Genomic DNA, 15,888 nt, shown 5'->3' with positions numbered 1-15,888 from the left:
GGTCGGACGGGGCTGCTAAAATGCCCGTTTGGCCCGTGCGTGCGCCTGATTTCCGGCGGCGCCCTTTGATGCGAGACTGGACTTGAAACCCTATCATCTGCCGGATGCCCGGGGGCACTTCGGGAAGTTCGGCGGTTCGTTCGTCGCCGAAACGCTCGTGCACGCCCTGGATGCGCTGCGCGAGGCGTATGCGCGCTATCGCGACGACCCCGAATTCCAGCGTGAATTCGCTTACGAGCTCGAACACTTCGTCGGCCGGCCCAGCCCGGTCTACCATGCCCGGCGCTGGTCCGAGCAACTGGGCGGCGCGCAGATCTGGTTCAAGCGCGAAGACCTGAATCACACCGGCGCCCACAAGGTCAACAACTGCATCGGCCAGGCCCTGCTCGCCAGGCGCATGGGCAAGCCGCGCGTGATCGCCGAGACCGGGGCGGGCCAGCACGGCGTGGCCACGGCCACCGTGGCGGCGCGCTACGGCATGGAATGCGTAGTCTACATGGGCAGCGAGGACGTCCGCCGCCAGGCGTCCAATGTCTACCGCATGAAGCTGCTGGGCGCCCGGGTGGTGCCCGTCGAGTCCGGCTCGCGCACCCTGAAGGATGCCCTGAACGAGGCCATGCGCGACTGGGTCACCAATGTGGAAGACACCTTCTACATCATCGGCACCGTGGCCGGTCCCGATCCCTACCCCCGGATGGTGCGCGACTTCCAGACTGTCATCGGCCGCGAGTGCCGCGAGCAGATGCCGCGCGACGCGGGCCGCCAGCCCGACTACGTGATCGCCTCCGTGGGCGGCGGGTCCAATGCCATCGGCATCTTCCATCCCTACATCGAAGACGAAGCCGTGCAACTGATCGGCGTCGAAGCCGCCGGCGAGGGCCTGGAGACGGGTCGCCACGCGGCGTCGCTGAACCGCGGCGTGGTCGGTGTGCTGCACGGCAATCGCACCTACCTGCTGCAGGACGAGCACGGCCAGATCACCGAGACCCACTCCGTGTCCGCGGGTCTGGACTATCCCGGCGTCGGGCCTGAACACGCCTGGCTGCACGACAGCGGGCGCGCGCAGTACGTCGGCATCACCGACCAGGAAGCCCTGGCCGCCTTTCACGATTGCTGCCGTATCGAAGGCATCATGCCCGCCCTGGAGTCCTCGCACGCCATCGCCCAGGCGGTGAAGCTCGCCCCGACCCTGCCGCGCGACCGGATCATCCTGGTCAACCTGTCCGGCCGGGGCGACAAGGACATGCACACCGTGGCCGAATACGGCGGCATCACGCTCTAAGGCTCAGGAATGACCAAGACTTCTTCGAATGCCCGCCTGGCGGCCCGCTTTGCCTCCCTGGGGGGACGGGCGGCCCTGATTCCCTACGTGACGGCGGGCGATCCCCTGGTGGCGTCCACGCCCGCGCTGATGCACGCCCTGGCGGCGGCCGGCGCCGACGTGATCGAACTGGGCGTGCCGTTCTCCGATCCCATGGCCGACGGCCCGGTGATCCAGCAGGCCGGTGAACGCGCCATCGCCGCGGGCGTCAGCCTGGGCGCGGTGCTGGACATCGTCGCCGAATTCCGCCGGCAGGATGCCGGGACGCCGGTCGTCCTGATGGGCTATGCCAACCCCATCGAATGCATGGGCCAGGAAGCCTTCGCGCGGCGGGCCGCCGAGGCGGGCGTCGACGGCGTGCTGACCGTGGACTACACGCCCGAGGAGTCCGCCGGATTCGCCGCCCTGCTGGGGCGGGCCGGCCTGGATCCCATCTATCTGCTGGCGCCGACGTCGGTCGAGTCCCGCATCCGCGATGTCGCCCGCCTGGCCCGCGGCTATGTCTATTACGTTTCGCTCAAGGGCGTGACCGGCGCCGGCCACCTGAACACCGACGACGTGGCGCGCCGCCTGGCGGAAATCCGTCGCCATGTGAGCATCCCCGTGGGCGTGGGCTTCGGCATCCGCGACGCCGACAGTGCCGCGCGCGTGGCGCGGCACGCCGACGCCGTGGTGATCGGCAGCAAACTCATACAGATCATCGAGGAAGCGTCTCTGCGCGACGGCCCGCAGGCCGCCATCGGCGCGGCGGCCCAGTGGCTGGCCCAGGTGCGCCAGGCCATCGAACCCATCCGGAAAGAAGGTTGACCATGAGCTGGTTTGAAAAGATCCTCCCCCCGCGTATCAATCGCAGCGGCGATTCGGCCTCCAAGCGCGTGCCCGAAGGCCTGTGGGTCAAGTGCCCGTCCTGCGAATCGGTCCTCTACAAGGAAGACCTGCAGGCGACCCTGAACGTCTGCCCCAAGTGCAGCCACCACATGCGCATCGGCGCCCGGGCGCGCATCGACGCGCTGCTGGACCCGGAAGGCCGCGTGGAAATCGGCGCCCAGACGCGCCCCATGGACCCGCTGAGATTCAAGGATTCGCGCAAATACCCGGAACGCGTGGCCGAGGCTGTCAAGCAGACCGGCGAGACCGAGGCGATGGTGGTGATGAGCGGCATGGTGCTGTCGGTGCCGACGGTGCTGGCGTGCTTCGAGTTCGCCTTCATGGGGGGATCGATGGGTTCGGTGGTGGGCGAGCGCTTCGCCCGCGGCGTCCAGGCGTCCATCGAGCGGCGGCTGCCCTTCGTCTGCGTGTCGTCCTCCGGCGGCGCGCGCATGCAGGAATCCCTGTTTTCGCTGATGCAGATGGCCAAGACCACCGCCATGCTGCACCAGTTGTCCGAGGCCGGCCTGCCGTTCGTCAGCATCCTGACCGATCCGACCATGGGGGGGGTGTCGGCCTCCTTCGCCTTCATGGGCGATGTGGTCCTGGCCGAGCCCAACGCCCTGATCGGTTTCGCCGGCCCGCGCGTGATCGAGCAGACCGTGCGCGAGAAGCTGCCGGAAGGCTTCCAGCGCGCCGAATTCCTCCTGCAGAAAGGCGCCATCGACCGTGTGGTCGACCGCCGCGAGATGCGGACCGAGCTGGCCCACTTGCTGGCGCTGTTCACGCGCCAGCCGATCGAGGTCGTGAAGGCGGCCTGACCGGGTCCGGGCCTCAGGCCCGGCCCACGAAGCGGTCGCCGGCGCCCCGGGGCAGCCGCAGGGTGTCCAGCAGGCCGATCAGCGCGATGACGGCTGCGATCATGAAGGCGGTCCGGTAGGGGAACGCCGGCCCCGTGACCGCCAGCGCGCCGCCCAGTGCCTCTCCCAGCCGGATCGTCATGGCGCCCAGGGTGATGCCCGCCGCCATGCTGAGTTGCGAGACGACGTTGAACAGTCCGTTGGCGTCGGCCATCCGCGCCTCGGGCACGTCGGCGAAGGCCAGCGTGCCCAGGCAGGTGAACTGCATCGATCGGGCCATGCCGTGGATGAACAGGATGGGCAGCAGCGCGGCCAGCGGCATGGCCGGGGTCAGCAGCGCGCAGGCGGCCAGGCTGGCCGAGGCCAGCAGCCCGTTCCACAGCATCACCTGGCGATAGCCGAAACGGCGCAGGATGGGCGTGGTGACCGCCTTCATCCCCAGGTTGCCGGCGAACACCACCAGCAACAGCAGGCCCGCCTCGAAGGCGTTCATGCCGAAGCCGAGCTGGAACATCAGCGGCAGCAGGAACGGCAGGCTGCCGATGGCCATCCGGGTGACCGAGCCGCCGAGCATCACGACGCGAAAGGTGTCCACGCGCATGGGCGTCAGGTTCAGCATCGGCGCGGCGGCGCGGCGCAGATGCCGCAGCGCCGCCACGATCAGGACGATGCCGCAGGCGAACAGGGCGAGACCGGCGGCATCGGCCGAGGCGGCCAGCCATTCCAGCGCGCCGAGCAGCGAGAAGATGCCCGGGCCGCACAGCATGAAGCCCGTCCAGTCGAAGGGCTGGCGCGGCGCCGGCGCCATCGGCGGGATCAGCCAGAGCGCCAGGACGAGGCCCAGGATGCCCAGGGGCACGTTGAGGAAGAAGATCCAGTGCCAGTCCAGGTGGCTGGCGAAGCGGCCGACGGGCACCATCATCGCGCCGCAGGCGCCCTGCAGCACCCGCAGGGCGATGAAGGCGTGCAGGTGTTCGACCAGGCCGCAGGCCAGCGAGGTCAGGGTGAAGCCGGCGATGGCGCAGGCGAACACCCGGCGCGGACCGTGGCGATCGGTCATCCAGCCGCTGACCGGGATGAAGACGCCCAGCGCCAGCAGGTAGGCGCTGATGGCGATATTCAATTGCACCGCGTCGACGCCGAACGAGCGGCCCATGTCCGGCAGGGCGGTGGCGATGATGTTGCCGTCCAGCACTTCCATGAACATGGCGCCGGTGACGAGGCACATCACCAGCCGCAGGCGCGTGTCCTGGAGCGCGCTCATGCCGCGTGCCCGCCCCGCGCGGCAGGGGAGTGAAGGAGGCTGGGTTCCCGGTCGTTTCTCATGGCTTGGCTGACGATGTCGAAAAAAATGCCCGAAACCGGAGTTTCGGGCATTTTCACGGGAGGAGCCTCAGTCCGAGGTTTCCACCTGCTGCAGCGGTTCGTCCTGCACCACCGCGACCGGCTTGCGGGCGCGGCCCAGGGGCTTGGGCGGCGCGGGCGGCGCGTAGGGCGCGCTGGACCGGGTCTCGATCATCTGCATGCCGGCGGCTTGCAGGGACGCATCCGAGGGCAGGGCGATCGGGCGGGAGGCCGGCGCCGACGGAGCGGCCACGGGGGCGGGCGCTTCGGCAACGGGGGCGGGTTCCACCACCGGAGCCGCCGGGATGGCGTCGGGCGTCGCCTGGGCCGCGACCGGAGCGGGCGTGTCGGCTTCGGCTTCGGCTTCGGTGTCCGCGACGGGTTCGGCCACCGGAGCGGGTTCGGCCTGAACCGGGGCCGGCGCGACGGGCGCCGTTTCCACGGGGGCTTCGGCGTGGGGCGCCTCGGCCCGGGGCTCGGCTTCGGCCTGGACCGGGGCCGGCGCGGCCGGTTCGTCTTCGGACGCGGCGGCGGGCCGGGTGTCGAATTCGTCGGCCTCGGCCGGCGTTTCCGTCGCCAGGGCCTCGGGGTCGAAGCGCGGCGTTTCGTGCGTTTCGATGGCCGGCGTGTCGCCGTCGGCCGAGGTGTCCTCGGTGGCGACCATGTCGGCGGCATCGCCGCTGCGGCGGCCGCGACGGCCGCGACGACGACGGCGCTTGCGTTCCGGATCCGGGCTGTCCAGGTCGGTGTCGGCTTCGGCGTCCACGGCCGGGCCGGCGACGGGTTCGTCATCGTCCCGCGTTTCGGCGAACGGGCTTTGCGGCGCGTCGGGCAGGCCGTAGGGGTTCGCGTCATTGCGGGCCGGGACGGCGGCCGTCACGTCGGCCTGATCGGCGGTCGCTTCGTCGGACTGGAGGTCGATCGCCTCGTTCGTCTGGACGGCGGATTCTTCCGGGCGGTTGCGGCCACGGCCACGGCGGTTGCGGCCACCACGGCGCGGTTCGGCGGATTCGTCCTGGAGCTCGGCGATGGGGGCGTCGGCCAGGACCGGCAGCGCGGCGTCCGCGGCCGGACGTTCGCGTCGGGAGGACGGACGGCCTTCCGACCGTTCGGCGCGCTCGCCGCGTTCCGGACGGTCGCCACGCTCGGTACGGTCGGAGCGTTCCGTGCGGCCGGCACGCTCGCCTCGCGGGGCGTCCGGGCGGCGTTCGCTCCGGCGTCCGCCGTTGCGGCCGGCGGCGCCGCGCCGGCGGCCATCGCCGGATTCGCGGGACGGAGCGGGTGCGGCCGGTTCGGCGGCGGGGGCGGCCTCGGGGGCCGAACCCGTAATCCAGCCGAACAGACGCTTGAGCAGACCGCCCTGCGGAGCGGCCGGCGCCGCGGCGACGGAAGCGGTTTCGGCCGCGCGGGGCGCGCGTTCCACATGGACCGGGGCCGGCTGGGCGGGCTGGATGCCCTTGACCAGGGCCTCGGGCCGGGCCTTGGCTTCCTGGGCCTTGTTCGGCTGCCAGACGAGCTTGTCCTCGGGCTCCTGCGCAAGTTCGAAGCTGGTCTTGTTCTCGTCCAGTCGAGGATCGTCGTGGCGCAGGCGCTCGATGTGGTGGTGCGGCGTTTCCAGGGACTTGTTCGGGATCAGGACCAGATTGACCTTCAGGCGGGATTCGATCTGGCCGATGTCGCGGCGCTTTTCGTTCAGCAGAAAGGTGGCGACGTCGACCGGCACCTGGGCGTGCAGGGCGGCCGTGCCTTCCTTCATGGCTTCTTCCTGGAGCAGGCGCAGCACGTGCAGGGCGCTGGATTCGGCGTCGCGGATCACGCCGGTGCCGGTGCAGCGCGGGCAGGTGACGTGCGAGCCTTCGTTCAGGGCCGGGCGCAGGCGCTGGCGGGACAGTTCCATCAGGCCGAAGCGGGAGATCTTGCCCATCTGGACACGGGCACGGTCGAAATGCAGGGCGTCGCGCAGGCGCTGCTCGACGGCGCGCTGGTTCTTGCTGTCCTCCATGTCGATGAAGTCGATCACGATCAGGCCGCCCAGGTCGCGCAGGCGCAACTGGCGGGCGACCTCGTCGGCGGCCTCCTGGTTGGTGCGCAGGGCGGTTTCTTCGATGTCGGCGCCGCGCGTCGAGCGCGCGGAGTTGACATCCACCGCCACCAGGGCCTCGGTGTGGTCGATCACGATGGCGCCGCCCGAGGGCAGCGTGACCGTGCGCGAGTAGGCGGTTTCGATCTGGTGTTCGATCTGGAAGCGGGAGAACAGGGGCACGTCGTCGCGGTAGCGTTTCACGCGATTGACGTTGTCGGGCATGACCACGCTCATGAAGGCGGTCGCCTGGTCGTGGATGTCGTCCGTGTCGATCAGGATTTCACCGATTTCCGGCGAGAAATAATCGCGGATGGCGCGGATGACCAGGCTGGATTCCAGATAGATCAGGATCGGCGCCTTGTTCTCGCGGGCGGCCGCGTCGATGGCGGTCCAGAGCTGCAGCAGGTAGTTCAGGTCCCATTGCAGTTCCTCGACGCCGCGGCCGATGCCGGCGGTGCGGGCGATCATGCTCATGCCGGCGGGGATTTCCAACTGGTCCATGGCCTCGCGCAGTTCCTGGCGGTCCTCTCCCTCGACCCGGCGCGATACGCCGCCGCCGCGCGGATTGTTGGGCATCAGCACCAGGTAGCGGCCGGCCAGGGAAATGAAGGTGGTCAGGGCCGCGCCCTTGTTGCCGCGTTCTTCCTTCTCGACCTGGATGATGAGTTCCTGGCCTTCGGACAGGGCGTCCTGGATGCGGGCGCTGCGCACGTCCACGCCTTCCTTGAAGTAGCTGCGGGCGACTTCCTTGAAGGGCAGGAAGCCGTGGCGGTCTTCCCCGTAGTTGACGAAGCAGGCTTCCAGGCCCGGTTCGATCCGGGTGATGACGCCTTTGTAGATGTTGCCTTTGCGCTGCTCGCGCCCGGCGGTTTCGATGTCCAGATCGATCAGTTTCTGGCCATCGACAATCGCGACGCGTAGTTCTTCTTGGTGCGTCGCATTGAACAGCATGCGTTTCATGAGCGGGTTTCTCCGTAGTCAGGGCGCGCCGGATTCGGCGCACGGCCACGGGTCACTCGGTGTGCGATGCGACAGTCTGCGAGGGGGTCGGTGCGCTGACGAAGTCAGACCGCGCCGATCTCCTGGGGAGGGGGCACGGTGCGCCGGTAGGCGCGGGGTTCGGTCAGCAGGGAGGTCAAGGGCACGATGTGTGGTTGACGAAATGATTGCTGGGAACGGCGAACGCGAGCGGTGGGCCGCGTCCGGTGCGGAAGAGCGAGCAGAATCTGCGGCGTCGCGTGCGACCTGACGTCGATTCCAGCGCCCGGCGGCAGTGCGCGGGGGAAGGAAGCGGGACGGAGCCGGCGACCAAGGACCTGGAGGCTGGAAGTGAGGCAGTACAATGGAGTCCCTGCTTGCCCGACGGAGATGCATCCATTGCGTCTCTACGTCCGGCGGTTTCCAGCCTCTATGGGCTGTTGCGATTATATGCCGCTTTTCCCTATGCGCAAAATAGTTGATTCCCCGGTTCCTCCACCCGCCGTCCGCCAGGTGGTCGTGGGGACCGAGCACGAGGGGCAGCGGCTGGACAATTTCCTGCTGCGGATCTGCAAAGGCGTCCCTAAAAGTCACATCTACAAGGCCATCCGCGACGGTCAGGTCCGGGTCAACAAGGGTCGTTGCCGGGCCGAGACCCGCCTGGCGGCCGGTGATTCTGTGCGCATTCCGCCGCTGCGCCTGCCCGCGCCGGGGACGGCGCCGCCGGCGCCGCCGGCCGCCTTCCCCGTGCTGTACGAGGATGCCCATCTGCTGGTGATCGACAAGCCCGCCGGGGTGGCGGTGCATGGCGGCAGCGGCGTGTCCTTCGGTGTGATCGAGCAATTGCGCGCGGCGCGGCCGGACGAGCGCCTGCTGGAGCTGGCGCACCGCCTGGACCGGGAAACGTCCGGCGTGCTGATGGTGGCGCGCAGCCGCAAGGCCCTGGTGGCCCTGCACGACATGATGCGCGAGAGCCGGGGGCGCAAGCACTATCTGGCGCTGGTCGTGGGCGATTGGGTCAACGATCGCCAGCACATCCGCCTGCCCCTGCTGAAATATCTGACGCCGGGTGGCGAGCGCCGGGTGCGTGTCGATGCCCTGGGAAAGCCCGCCCATACCATCGTCACCCTGCAACGCCGCTACGCCGGGTGCTATTCCCTGGTGGGGGCCGAGCTGCGCACCGGACGCACCCACCAGATCCGGGTGCACCTGGCGGCCCAGGGGCATCCGGTCGCCGGAGACGAGAAATACGGGCCGGACACCGTGCGCGCCGCCCTGGCCGCCCAGGGCTTCCGGCGCATGTTCCTGCATGCGCATCGGCTGGAGATTCCCCATCCGGTATCCGGCGAGCCCCTGGTCTTCGAATCCCCGTTGCCGCCCGCCTGTCTGGCGCTGCTGGATCATCTGGAACACGCTCGCCCATGACGTCCCCGAACCCTTTGGCGAAACAGTATCGCGCCGTGATCTTCGACTGGGACGGCACCCTGCTGGATTCCACACACCATATCGTCGGGGCGCTGCTGGGCGCCTGCCGGGATCTGGGGCTGCGCGAGCCGTCCCGCGAAGAGGCCGGCTGGGTGATCGGGCTGTCGCTGCAGGCGGCCCTGTACCGCCTGGTGCCGGACCTGGGAACTGACCGCGTGGATGTCTTCGTCGACCGCTACCGCGCGCATTTCATGGCGCTGCAGCATGAAATGCGCCTGTTCGAGGGCCAGGCGGGGCTGCTGCGCGACCTGAGCGCGGGCGGGGCGGTGCTGGGCGTGGCCACGGGCAAGAGCCGGTGTGGCCTGGACGAGTCGATCGAGCGGCTGGGCCTGCGCGATCTGTTCCACGCCACGCGCACGGCCGACGAGGCGCGCGGCAAGCCGGACCCGGACATGCTGCTGCAACTGCTGGCCGAGCTGGACCTGGCGCCGGAGACGGTGCTGATGGTGGGCGACACCACGCACGATGTGCTGATGGCGCGGGCCGCCGGGGTGGACAGCCTGGCGGTCGCCTATGGGGCGCATGCGCCGTCCCTGCTGGAATCCGCCCGGCCGACGGCGCTGGCGGCCACGGTGCCCGACATGCAGGCCTGGATCCGGGCGCGCGCGGGCTGATTTTCGGCGTCTGGCCTCGCCATGCTGCGTTGCTTGTCCACCTCACCGCTTGCAAGCGGTTCGGATTCGTCAGACACGGGGCAGTCCGCAAGGGACTGCCCCGTGTCCGGACTCATCCTCGCGATAGTCAGACTATCGCCGCGGTTTGCGCCTTGCCTGACAAGCCCATGCATCCGAAACTGAGCGTTCAGACTAGCAAGCAATCCGCCGCCGGGCGGGGAACCTTTCTGCACGATTGAGGCCTAAACTGGATTGTCTTCCGACCGGCGGATCATCATGCGCGCACCCTGGGAAATCGACATCCGGCCCTCTGAAATCACGCCCGAACCCGTCTGGCGGGGGCGGCGGCGCTGGCTGCGGCAGGCGGCCCTGGGATCGTTGACGCTGGGCGCGGCCGGCCTGGTCCGGGCCGCCGGCGCCGACGCCGACGGGCCCGAGGGCTCCGCGCTGGACGCCTCGCGCAACGCCCGCTGGTCGACCGACGAGCCACCCAATACCTGGCGGGACATCACCACCTATAACAATTTCTACGAGTTCGGCACCGGCAAGGGCGATCCCGCCGAATATGCGGGGCGGATGCGGCTGCGGCCCTGGACGGTGCGGATCGACGGCGCCGTGCGCAAGCCCCTGACCCTGGATCTGGACGCGCTGCGGCGCTTGGCCCCCCTGGAAGAGCGCGTCTACCGGCTGCGTTGCGTCGAGGCCTGGTCCATGGTGGTGCCTTGGACCGGCTATTCCCTGTCCCATCTGCTGCGGCAGGCCGAGCCGACGGCGGACGCCCGCTACGTGGTGTTCACGACGGCGCTGCAGCCCGACGCCATGCCGGGCGTGGCGGCCGGCGTCCTGGATTGGCCCTATGTCGAAGGCCTGCGCATGGACGAAGCCATGCATCCGCTGGCGCTGCTGGCCTTCGGTGTCTACGGCCGCGCTCTGCCGCCGCAGAATGGCGCGCCCCTGCGGGTGATCATCCCGTGGAAATATGGGTTCAAGTCGGCCAAGTCGCTGGTCGGCATCCGCCTGCAGGCGGAACCGCCAGTCACCAGCTGGATGCGCGCCGCGCCTCGGGAATACGGCTTCTATGCCAACGTGAACCCGGCGGTGCCGCATCCCCGCTGGAGCCAGGAAACCGAACGCCGCATCGGCACCGGATTCTTCGCGCCCCGCCTGCCCACCCGGTCCTTCAACGGCTATGCCGAGGCGGTGGCCGGGTTGTATGCGGGCATGGACCTGGCGCGTAATTTCTGATGGAGGCGCGCGCGGGCGGGTCGCGGCCTGTGGCGCCGGATGCCGGCGCGCGCCGGCCGCGCCCGGGCGGCGGATGGGTCCTGGGCGCCTGCGTCCATGCCTGCGGCCTGTTTCCCCTGCTGCGCTGGATCGCACTGGGCGCGGCCGGGGGCCTGGGAGTCAATCCGCAGGAATTCCTGACTCGTTCCTCCGGTCTTTGGGCGCTGGCGCTGTTGTGGGCTACTCTGGCCGTGACGCCGGTGCGCCGCCTGGGCTGGTCCGGCCTGCTGCGCCACCGGCGCACGCTGGGGCTGTACGCCTTCTTCTATACCGCGCTGCACGTCCTGGCCTGGGCGGTCTGGGACCGGGGCGGGGCGCCGGCCTCGATGTGGACGGACCTCTGGCGGCGCGACTTCATCGGCGTGGGCGCGCTGGCCGTGCTGTGCCTGGTCCCGCTGGCGGCGACTTCCACCCAGGGCTGGATGCGGCGCCTGGGCCGGAACTGGAAGCGCCTGCATGCGCTGGTCTACCCGGCCGCCGTCCTGTCGGCGCTGCATTTCGACTGGATGCGGGCGGGCAAGAACGATTTCCTGGAGCCGCGCCTGTACGCCCTGATCCTGGTGTTGCTGCTGGCCGCGCGCCTGCCGGGGTGGTGGCGCGGCCGGCGCGCCGGGCGGCGTAGCAGTCCCGGCGCGTCAGGCTGAACCGATCTGCGTTGTTGGCCCACCTCGCCGCTTGCACGCGGCTCGGATTCGTCAGGCACGGGGCAGTCCGCAGGGACTGCCCCGTGTCCGGCCTCATCCCGCCAGATACAGGAACAGCGTCGGCTTGCGCTCGAAATCCGGCGGTCCGGCCTTGCGCCATTGGGCAATGGTGCGCGTGGCGATGGCCTCGTCGTCGCAGGTCAGCGAACTGGCGACGCACAGCCGCGTCGTGTCGCGCAGGGTGCGCAGCAGCGCTTCGAACAGCGCGGCATTGCGGTAGGGGGTCTCGATCAGGATCTGGGTCTGCTGCTGCCTGTGGGACGCCGATTCCCAGGCGCGCAACTGGGTATCGCGTTCGTGCGCCTTGACCGGCGCGTAGCCGTGGAAGGCGAAGCGCTGGCCCTGCAGGCCGCTGGCCATCAGGCCCAGCATGATGGACGAAGGCCCCGTCCAGGGCACGACCCGGATGCCGGTGGCGTGCGCCTGGGCTACGACCAGCGCGCCGGGATCCGCGACGGCCGGGCAGCCCGCTTCGGAAACCAGACCGACGTCCTGGTCGGCGGGCACGGCGGCCAGCCAGGCGCGGATTTCACCCGCCCGCGTGTCCGGCTTCAGGGTGTGGATGGTGATCTCCTGCAGCGGGACGGCGGTCTCGATCTGTTTCAGGAAGGCGCGCGCCGTTTTCGCGTTCTCGGCGATGAAGCAGCGCAGCGTGGCGGCGATTTCGCGGGCGGCCCGGGGCAGCCAGCGTTCCGGATCCGCCTGGCCCAGGCCGACGGGGATCAGGTGCAGGGTGGTCATGGTTCGATCCCGGGGTGGGGCGCCAGGGGCTCCAGGCCGAAGGCGCGCAGCATGCGGCACAGGGCGATCAGGGGCAGGCCGATCAGAGCAGTGGGATCGTCGCTGCGCATCCGCTCCATCAGCGCGACGCCCAGCCGTTCGGCCTTGGCGCTGCCGGCCGTGTCGAAAGGCTGCTCGACGCGCAGGTAGTGTTCGATCCGGGCGTCGTCCAGGGCCAGGAAGCGGCATTCGGTCGGCACCTGTTCCAGCAGATGCCGCCGTCCGTCGGTGACGCACAGGGCGGTGAGGAACAGGACGTCGTGGCCGCCGAAGCGGCGCAGTTGGTCGCGGGCGGCCTCGAAGGAGCCTGGCTTGCCGATGGGTTCGTCCTGGAACGCGGCGACCTGGTCCGAGCCGATCACCAGGGCGCCGGGGTGGCGCGCGGCGATCACGGCGGCTTTTTCCCGGGCCAGGCGCAGCGACAGATCGAGCGGCGCTTCGCCCGGGCGCGGGCTTTCGTCGATGTCCGGGGACTGGACGGAGAAGGGCAGGTTCAGTCGTTGCAGCAGGGCGCGGCGGTAGGGCGAGCTGGAAGCCAGTATGAGCGGCATGGGAAAATCCTGATGAGCGTCCGCCAGTTTACCGTGCGAGGCCGCCCGGCTGTCGGGGGCGGCCCTGGGCCGGTTCAGGGGAAGAGTGCGGCGGGCGAGGCCGCGGTGGAGCGGTGGAGCATTGACCCTGCCCGCCATGATCGAGTATCATCTAGAGTTTTCCCGAGCAACAAAACGTCATGGTCATCGATGCGATCGGGTTCGCGCGGGCCGGACAGGCCCTGGATGGCTGGATCGGCGCGAAGCGATTGGCACGCCTGTGCCAGGATCTGCCCGGACCCCAGGACGGCGAAGTCCGCTGGCAGGTGCGCGGGCGGGCTGACACGCCGTCCGGGCGGGCCTGGCTGGATGTCGAGGCCGAGGGGCCTGTGCGGGTCATCTGCCAGCGTTGTCTGGAAACCTTCAGCCTGACGCTGCGGGTGTCCAGCACGCTGGGCCTGGTGGACACTCAGGCGCAGCTGGATGCCATGGACGCGCTCGAAGCCGAAGGCCAGGGCCCCGAGATCGAATACCTCGTGGCCGAGCAGCGTCTGGACGTCCTGGGCCTGGTCGAGGACGAGCTGATCCTGGCGTTGCCCTATGCTCCCCGCCACGACGTATGTCCGGGGGACGGGGATGCGCCGGAACCGCCCCGGCGACCCTCGCCGTTCGCTGTCCTGGAACGGTTCGGGAAAGACTGAATTTTTCATTCAACACACGGGCTTGTGCTTACCTTAAAATGAGCGGCCCCGATCACAGGAGTCATCATGGCTGTCCAGCAAAACAAAAAGAGCCCGTCCAAGCGCGGCATGCATCGTTCGCACGATTCCCTCACGGCGCCTTCCACGGCCATCGAGCCCACGACCGGCGAACTGCACCTGCGCCACCACATCAGCCCGAACGGCATCTATCGCGGCCGCAAGGTCTTGAAGACCAAGAACGACGAATAAGCCATCCGCGCCACGGTCTTTCCACGCGCCGATGTCCCATTCCAATCCGACCATCGCCATCGATTGCATGGGCGGCGACCATGGCTTGCCGGTCACCGTACCGGCGGCGATGGCCTTCGCGCAGTCGCATCCCGATACCCGGTGTCTGCTGGTCGGCGACGAGTCCCTGATCCGCCAGGCCCTGCAGCAGAACGCGGCGTCCGCCGGCCAGTTCGAGATCCTGCATGCCTCCGAAATCGTCACCATGCACGATTCGGTGGAAGTCGCCCTGCGTCGCAAGAAAGACTCCTCGATGCGGGTGGCGGCCCAGGCCGTGAAGGATGGCCGCGCCGACGCCGCCGTGTCGGCCGGCAACACCGGCGCCTGGATGGCGATCTCCCGCTACGTGCTGAAGACGTTGGACGGCATCGACCGCCCGGCCATCGCCACCGCGCTGCCCAACCAGAAGGGCGGTTCCACCACGGTGCTGGATCTGGGCGCCAACGTGGACTGCACGGCCGAGCATCTGCTGCAGTTCGGCCTCATGGGCGCCGCGCTGGTGTCCGCCGTGGACCGCCGCGCGCAGCCTTCCGTCGGCCTGCTGAACATCGGCGAGGAGCTCATCAAGGGCAACGAGGTCGTCAAGCAGGCCGCCGACCTGCTGCGCGGCAGCGGCTTGAACTTCTACGGCAACGTCGAGGGCGACGACATCTTCAAGGGTACGGTGGACGTGGTCGTCTGCGACGGCTTCGTCGGCAACGTGGTCCTCAAATCCATCGAGGGCCTGGCGCGCATGATCGGCGCCATGATGCGCGAGGAATTCCGCCGCAACCCCTTCACCATGGCGGCGGGGCTGGTGGCCACGCCCGTCCTGCAGCGCTTCCGCGCCCGCGTGGATAATCGCCGCTACAATGGGGCGGCCCTGCTGGGCCTGCGCGGCATCGTCATCAAGAGCCACGGCTCGGCCGACGCCTATGCCTACGGCCAGGCGCTGCAGCGCGCCCGCGAGGCTGTGCTCAACGGCCTCCTCGAAGGCACCATCCAGCGCCTCGATGCCCTGCGCGGCCGGCCGCAGGCCCCCGCCGCGGGCGACCCGGCCCCGACGGCCTAGTCTCTTTTTCCGGAACCGATATGCCTTACGCCAGGATCACAGGAACGGGCGGCTATCTGCCCCCACGCATCGTCAGCAACGATGATCTGGCCGCCGACCTGGCCACGCGCGGCATCGAGACTTCCGATGCCTGGATCACGGAACGCACCGGCATCCGTCAGCGCCACATCGCCGAACCGGGCACCAAGACCAGCACGCTGGCCACGGCGGCCGCGCGCGCGGCCCTGGACAACGCCGGCCTGACGGCGGACCAGATCGACCTGATCATCGTCGCCACTTCCACGTCGGATTTCATTTTCCCCAGCACCGCCTGCCTGGTGCAGGCCAACCTGGGCGTGGGCGGCGCCGCCGCCTTCGACGTCCAGGCCGTGTGCAGCGGCTTCGTCTACGCGCTGGGCACCGCCGATGCTTTCGTGCGTGCCGGGCGCGCCCGCCATGCCCTGGTGATTGGCGCCGAGGTCTTTTCCGGCATCCTCGACTGGAACGACCGACGCACCTGCGTGCTGTTCGGCGACGGGGCCGGAGCCGTGGTCCTCAGCGCATCCGACGAACCCGGCGTCCTGGCCGTCCGGTTGAACGCCGACGGGCGCCAGCAGCACATCCTGTGCGCCGCCGGCAACATCGTCGGCGGCCAGGTCACGGGCGATCCCTTCCTGCGCATGGACGGCCAGGCCGTGTTCAAGCTGGCCGTCAATTCCTTGGTGCGCTCCGCGCACGAAGTCTGCGACGAGGCTGGCATCGACGTGTCCGAACTCGACTGGATGGTGCCGCATCAGGCCAATATCCGCATCCTGAATTTCATTGGCCGCAAGCTCAACCTGCCAGAAGAAAAGCTCATCGTCACTCTGGACCGGCATGCCAACACCTCGGCGGCCAGCGTGCCGCTGGCGCTGGACGTCGCCTGGCGCGACGGCCGCATCCGTGCCGGCCAGACCGTGCTGCTGCAAGGAGTGGGCGGCGGCTTCACCTGGGGCTCCGTCCTCGTGAAAATCTGAAGA

The 15,888-nt window shown here is 69.3% G+C and carries 15 protein-coding genes; 11 read left to right on the top strand and 4 right to left on the bottom strand.

Going from position 1 to position 15,888, the window contains the following annotated elements; genetic code table 11:
* Positions 1–82 precede the first annotated feature (82 nt).
* The 3 genes from trpB to accD are packed head-to-tail and all read left to right on the top strand — an operon-like array spanning position 83 to position 3,009.
* Positions 83–1,282 (top strand): tryptophan synthase subunit beta, encoded by a 1,200-nt coding sequence (gene trpB / locus ACTPOE_RS07465; RefSeq protein ID WP_458871579.1) that lies wholly within the window; start codon positions 83–85, stop codon positions 1,280–1,282.
* A 9-nt stretch (positions 1,283–1,291) separates the two neighbouring features.
* Positions 1,292–2,128 (top strand): tryptophan synthase subunit alpha, encoded by an 837-nt coding sequence (gene trpA, locus ACTPOE_RS07460; protein WP_458871578.1) that lies wholly within the window; start codon positions 1,292–1,294, stop codon positions 2,126–2,128.
* Between the two features lie 2 nt (positions 2,129–2,130).
* Positions 2,131–3,009, top strand: a complete 879-nt coding sequence (accD, locus tag ACTPOE_RS07455) for an acetyl-CoA carboxylase, carboxyltransferase subunit beta (RefSeq protein WP_458871577.1) — start codon at positions 2,131–2,133, stop codon at positions 3,007–3,009.
* A gap of 13 nt (positions 3,010–3,022) precedes the next feature.
* Here the strand turns inward: accD and ACTPOE_RS07450 are convergent, their stop codons facing one another.
* Both ACTPOE_RS07450 and ACTPOE_RS07445 read right to left on the bottom strand, forming a co-directional pair.
* Positions 3,023–4,312, bottom strand: a complete 1,290-nt coding sequence (locus tag ACTPOE_RS07450; RefSeq protein WP_458871576.1) for an MFS transporter — start codon at positions 4,310–4,312, stop codon at positions 3,023–3,025.
* 129 nt (positions 4,313–4,441) lie between these two features.
* A complete protein-coding gene (locus ACTPOE_RS07445; RefSeq protein ID WP_458871574.1) occupies positions 4,442–7,435 on the bottom strand; it encodes an Rne/Rng family ribonuclease in 2,994 nt (997 codons plus the stop codon).
* 483 nt (positions 7,436–7,918) lie between these two features.
* On the opposite strand from ACTPOE_RS07445, the gene ACTPOE_RS07440 reads away from it, so the two are divergent.
* From ACTPOE_RS07440 to ACTPOE_RS07425, 4 genes are all read left to right on the top strand, one after another.
* Positions 7,919–8,878 (top strand): RluA family pseudouridine synthase, encoded by a 960-nt coding sequence (locus ACTPOE_RS07440; RefSeq protein WP_458871573.1) that lies wholly within the window; start codon positions 7,919–7,921, stop codon positions 8,876–8,878.
* Positions 8,875–9,552, top strand: a complete 678-nt coding sequence (locus tag ACTPOE_RS07435; RefSeq protein ID WP_458871572.1) for an HAD-IA family hydrolase — start codon at positions 8,875–8,877, stop codon at positions 9,550–9,552. The genes ACTPOE_RS07440 and ACTPOE_RS07435 overlap by 4 nt, the downstream gene beginning before the upstream one ends.
* Before the next feature lie 270 nt (positions 9,553–9,822).
* A complete protein-coding gene (gene msrP, locus ACTPOE_RS07430) occupies positions 9,823–10,797 on the top strand; it encodes a protein-methionine-sulfoxide reductase catalytic subunit MsrP (RefSeq protein ID WP_458872780.1) in 975 nt (324 codons plus the stop codon).
* Positions 10,797–11,480, top strand: a complete 684-nt coding sequence (locus ACTPOE_RS07425; RefSeq protein WP_458871571.1) for a protein-methionine-sulfoxide reductase heme-binding subunit MsrQ — start codon at positions 10,797–10,799, stop codon at positions 11,478–11,480. Before msrP ends, ACTPOE_RS07425 begins: the two co-directional genes overlap by 1 nt.
* A gap of 93 nt (positions 11,481–11,573) precedes the next feature.
* Here the strand turns inward: ACTPOE_RS07425 and ACTPOE_RS07420 are convergent, their stop codons facing one another.
* On the bottom strand, positions 11,574–12,281 hold the full coding sequence (locus ACTPOE_RS07420) for an SAM-dependent methyltransferase (RefSeq protein ID WP_458871570.1): 708 nt from the start codon (positions 12,279–12,281) through the stop codon (positions 11,574–11,576).
* Positions 12,278–12,871, bottom strand: a complete 594-nt coding sequence (locus ACTPOE_RS07415) for a Maf family nucleotide pyrophosphatase (protein WP_458871569.1) — start codon at positions 12,869–12,871, stop codon at positions 12,278–12,280. Before ACTPOE_RS07415 ends, ACTPOE_RS07420 begins: the two co-directional genes overlap by 4 nt.
* Before the next feature lie 179 nt (positions 12,872–13,050).
* Here ACTPOE_RS07415 and ACTPOE_RS07410 point away from each other — a divergent pair, with 179 nt between their 5' ends.
* From ACTPOE_RS07410 to ACTPOE_RS07395, 4 genes are all read left to right on the top strand, one after another.
* Positions 13,051–13,551 (top strand): YceD family protein, encoded by a 501-nt coding sequence (locus ACTPOE_RS07410; protein WP_458871568.1) that lies wholly within the window; start codon positions 13,051–13,053, stop codon positions 13,549–13,551.
* A gap of 66 nt (positions 13,552–13,617) precedes the next feature.
* Entirely contained in the window at positions 13,618–13,800 is a 183-nt protein-coding gene (gene rpmF, locus ACTPOE_RS07405) for a 50S ribosomal protein L32 (RefSeq protein ID WP_458871567.1), read from the top strand.
* Positions 13,801–13,831: 31 nt separating this feature from the next.
* Positions 13,832–14,890 (top strand): phosphate acyltransferase PlsX, encoded by a 1,059-nt coding sequence (gene plsX / locus ACTPOE_RS07400; RefSeq protein WP_458871566.1) that lies wholly within the window; start codon positions 13,832–13,834, stop codon positions 14,888–14,890.
* A 20-nt stretch (positions 14,891–14,910) separates the two neighbouring features.
* Entirely contained in the window at positions 14,911–15,885 is a 975-nt protein-coding gene (locus ACTPOE_RS07395) for a beta-ketoacyl-ACP synthase III (RefSeq protein WP_458871565.1), read from the top strand.
* Positions 15,886–15,888: the final 3 nt, after the last annotated feature.

This window comes from Castellaniella sp. WN, from assembly GCF_054457555.1.
The sequence above is the reverse complement of the archived record's forward strand: the minus strand, read 5'-3'. Positions and strand labels throughout refer to the sequence as shown.

What these genes read in the sequence shown, in the direction of transcription:
- trpA (WP_458871578.1), top strand. Translation starts at nt 1,292, where the DNA reads ATGACCAAGACTTCTTCGAATGCCCGCCTGGCGGCCCGCTTTGCCTCC.
- accD (WP_458871577.1), top strand. Translation starts at nt 2,131, where the DNA reads ATGAGCTGGTTTGAAAAGATCCTCCCCCCGCGTATCAATCGCAGCGGC.
- ACTPOE_RS07450 (WP_458871576.1), bottom strand. Translation starts at nt 4,312, where the DNA reads ATGAGCGCGCTCCAGGACACGCGCCTGCGGCTGGTGATGTGCCTCGTC.
- ACTPOE_RS07445 (WP_458871574.1), bottom strand. Translation starts at nt 7,435, where the DNA reads ATGAAACGCATGCTGTTCAATGCGACGCACCAAGAAGAACTACGCGTC.
- ACTPOE_RS07440 (WP_458871573.1), top strand. Translation starts at nt 7,919, where the DNA reads ATGCGCAAAATAGTTGATTCCCCGGTTCCTCCACCCGCCGTCCGCCAG.
- ACTPOE_RS07435 (WP_458871572.1), top strand. Translation starts at nt 8,875, where the DNA reads ATGACGTCCCCGAACCCTTTGGCGAAACAGTATCGCGCCGTGATCTTC.
- ACTPOE_RS07425 (WP_458871571.1), top strand. Translation starts at nt 10,797, where the DNA reads ATGGAGGCGCGCGCGGGCGGGTCGCGGCCTGTGGCGCCGGATGCCGGC.
- ACTPOE_RS07420 (WP_458871570.1), bottom strand. Translation starts at nt 12,281, where the DNA reads ATGACCACCCTGCACCTGATCCCCGTCGGCCTGGGCCAGGCGGATCCG.
- ACTPOE_RS07415 (WP_458871569.1), bottom strand. Translation starts at nt 12,871, where the DNA reads ATGCCGCTCATACTGGCTTCCAGCTCGCCCTACCGCCGCGCCCTGCTG.
- ACTPOE_RS07410 (WP_458871568.1), top strand. Translation starts at nt 13,051, where the DNA reads ATGGTCATCGATGCGATCGGGTTCGCGCGGGCCGGACAGGCCCTGGAT.
- rpmF (WP_458871567.1), top strand. Translation starts at nt 13,618, where the DNA reads ATGGCTGTCCAGCAAAACAAAAAGAGCCCGTCCAAGCGCGGCATGCAT.
- plsX (WP_458871566.1), top strand. Translation starts at nt 13,832, where the DNA reads ATGTCCCATTCCAATCCGACCATCGCCATCGATTGCATGGGCGGCGAC.
- ACTPOE_RS07395 (WP_458871565.1), top strand. Translation starts at nt 14,911, where the DNA reads ATGCCTTACGCCAGGATCACAGGAACGGGCGGCTATCTGCCCCCACGC.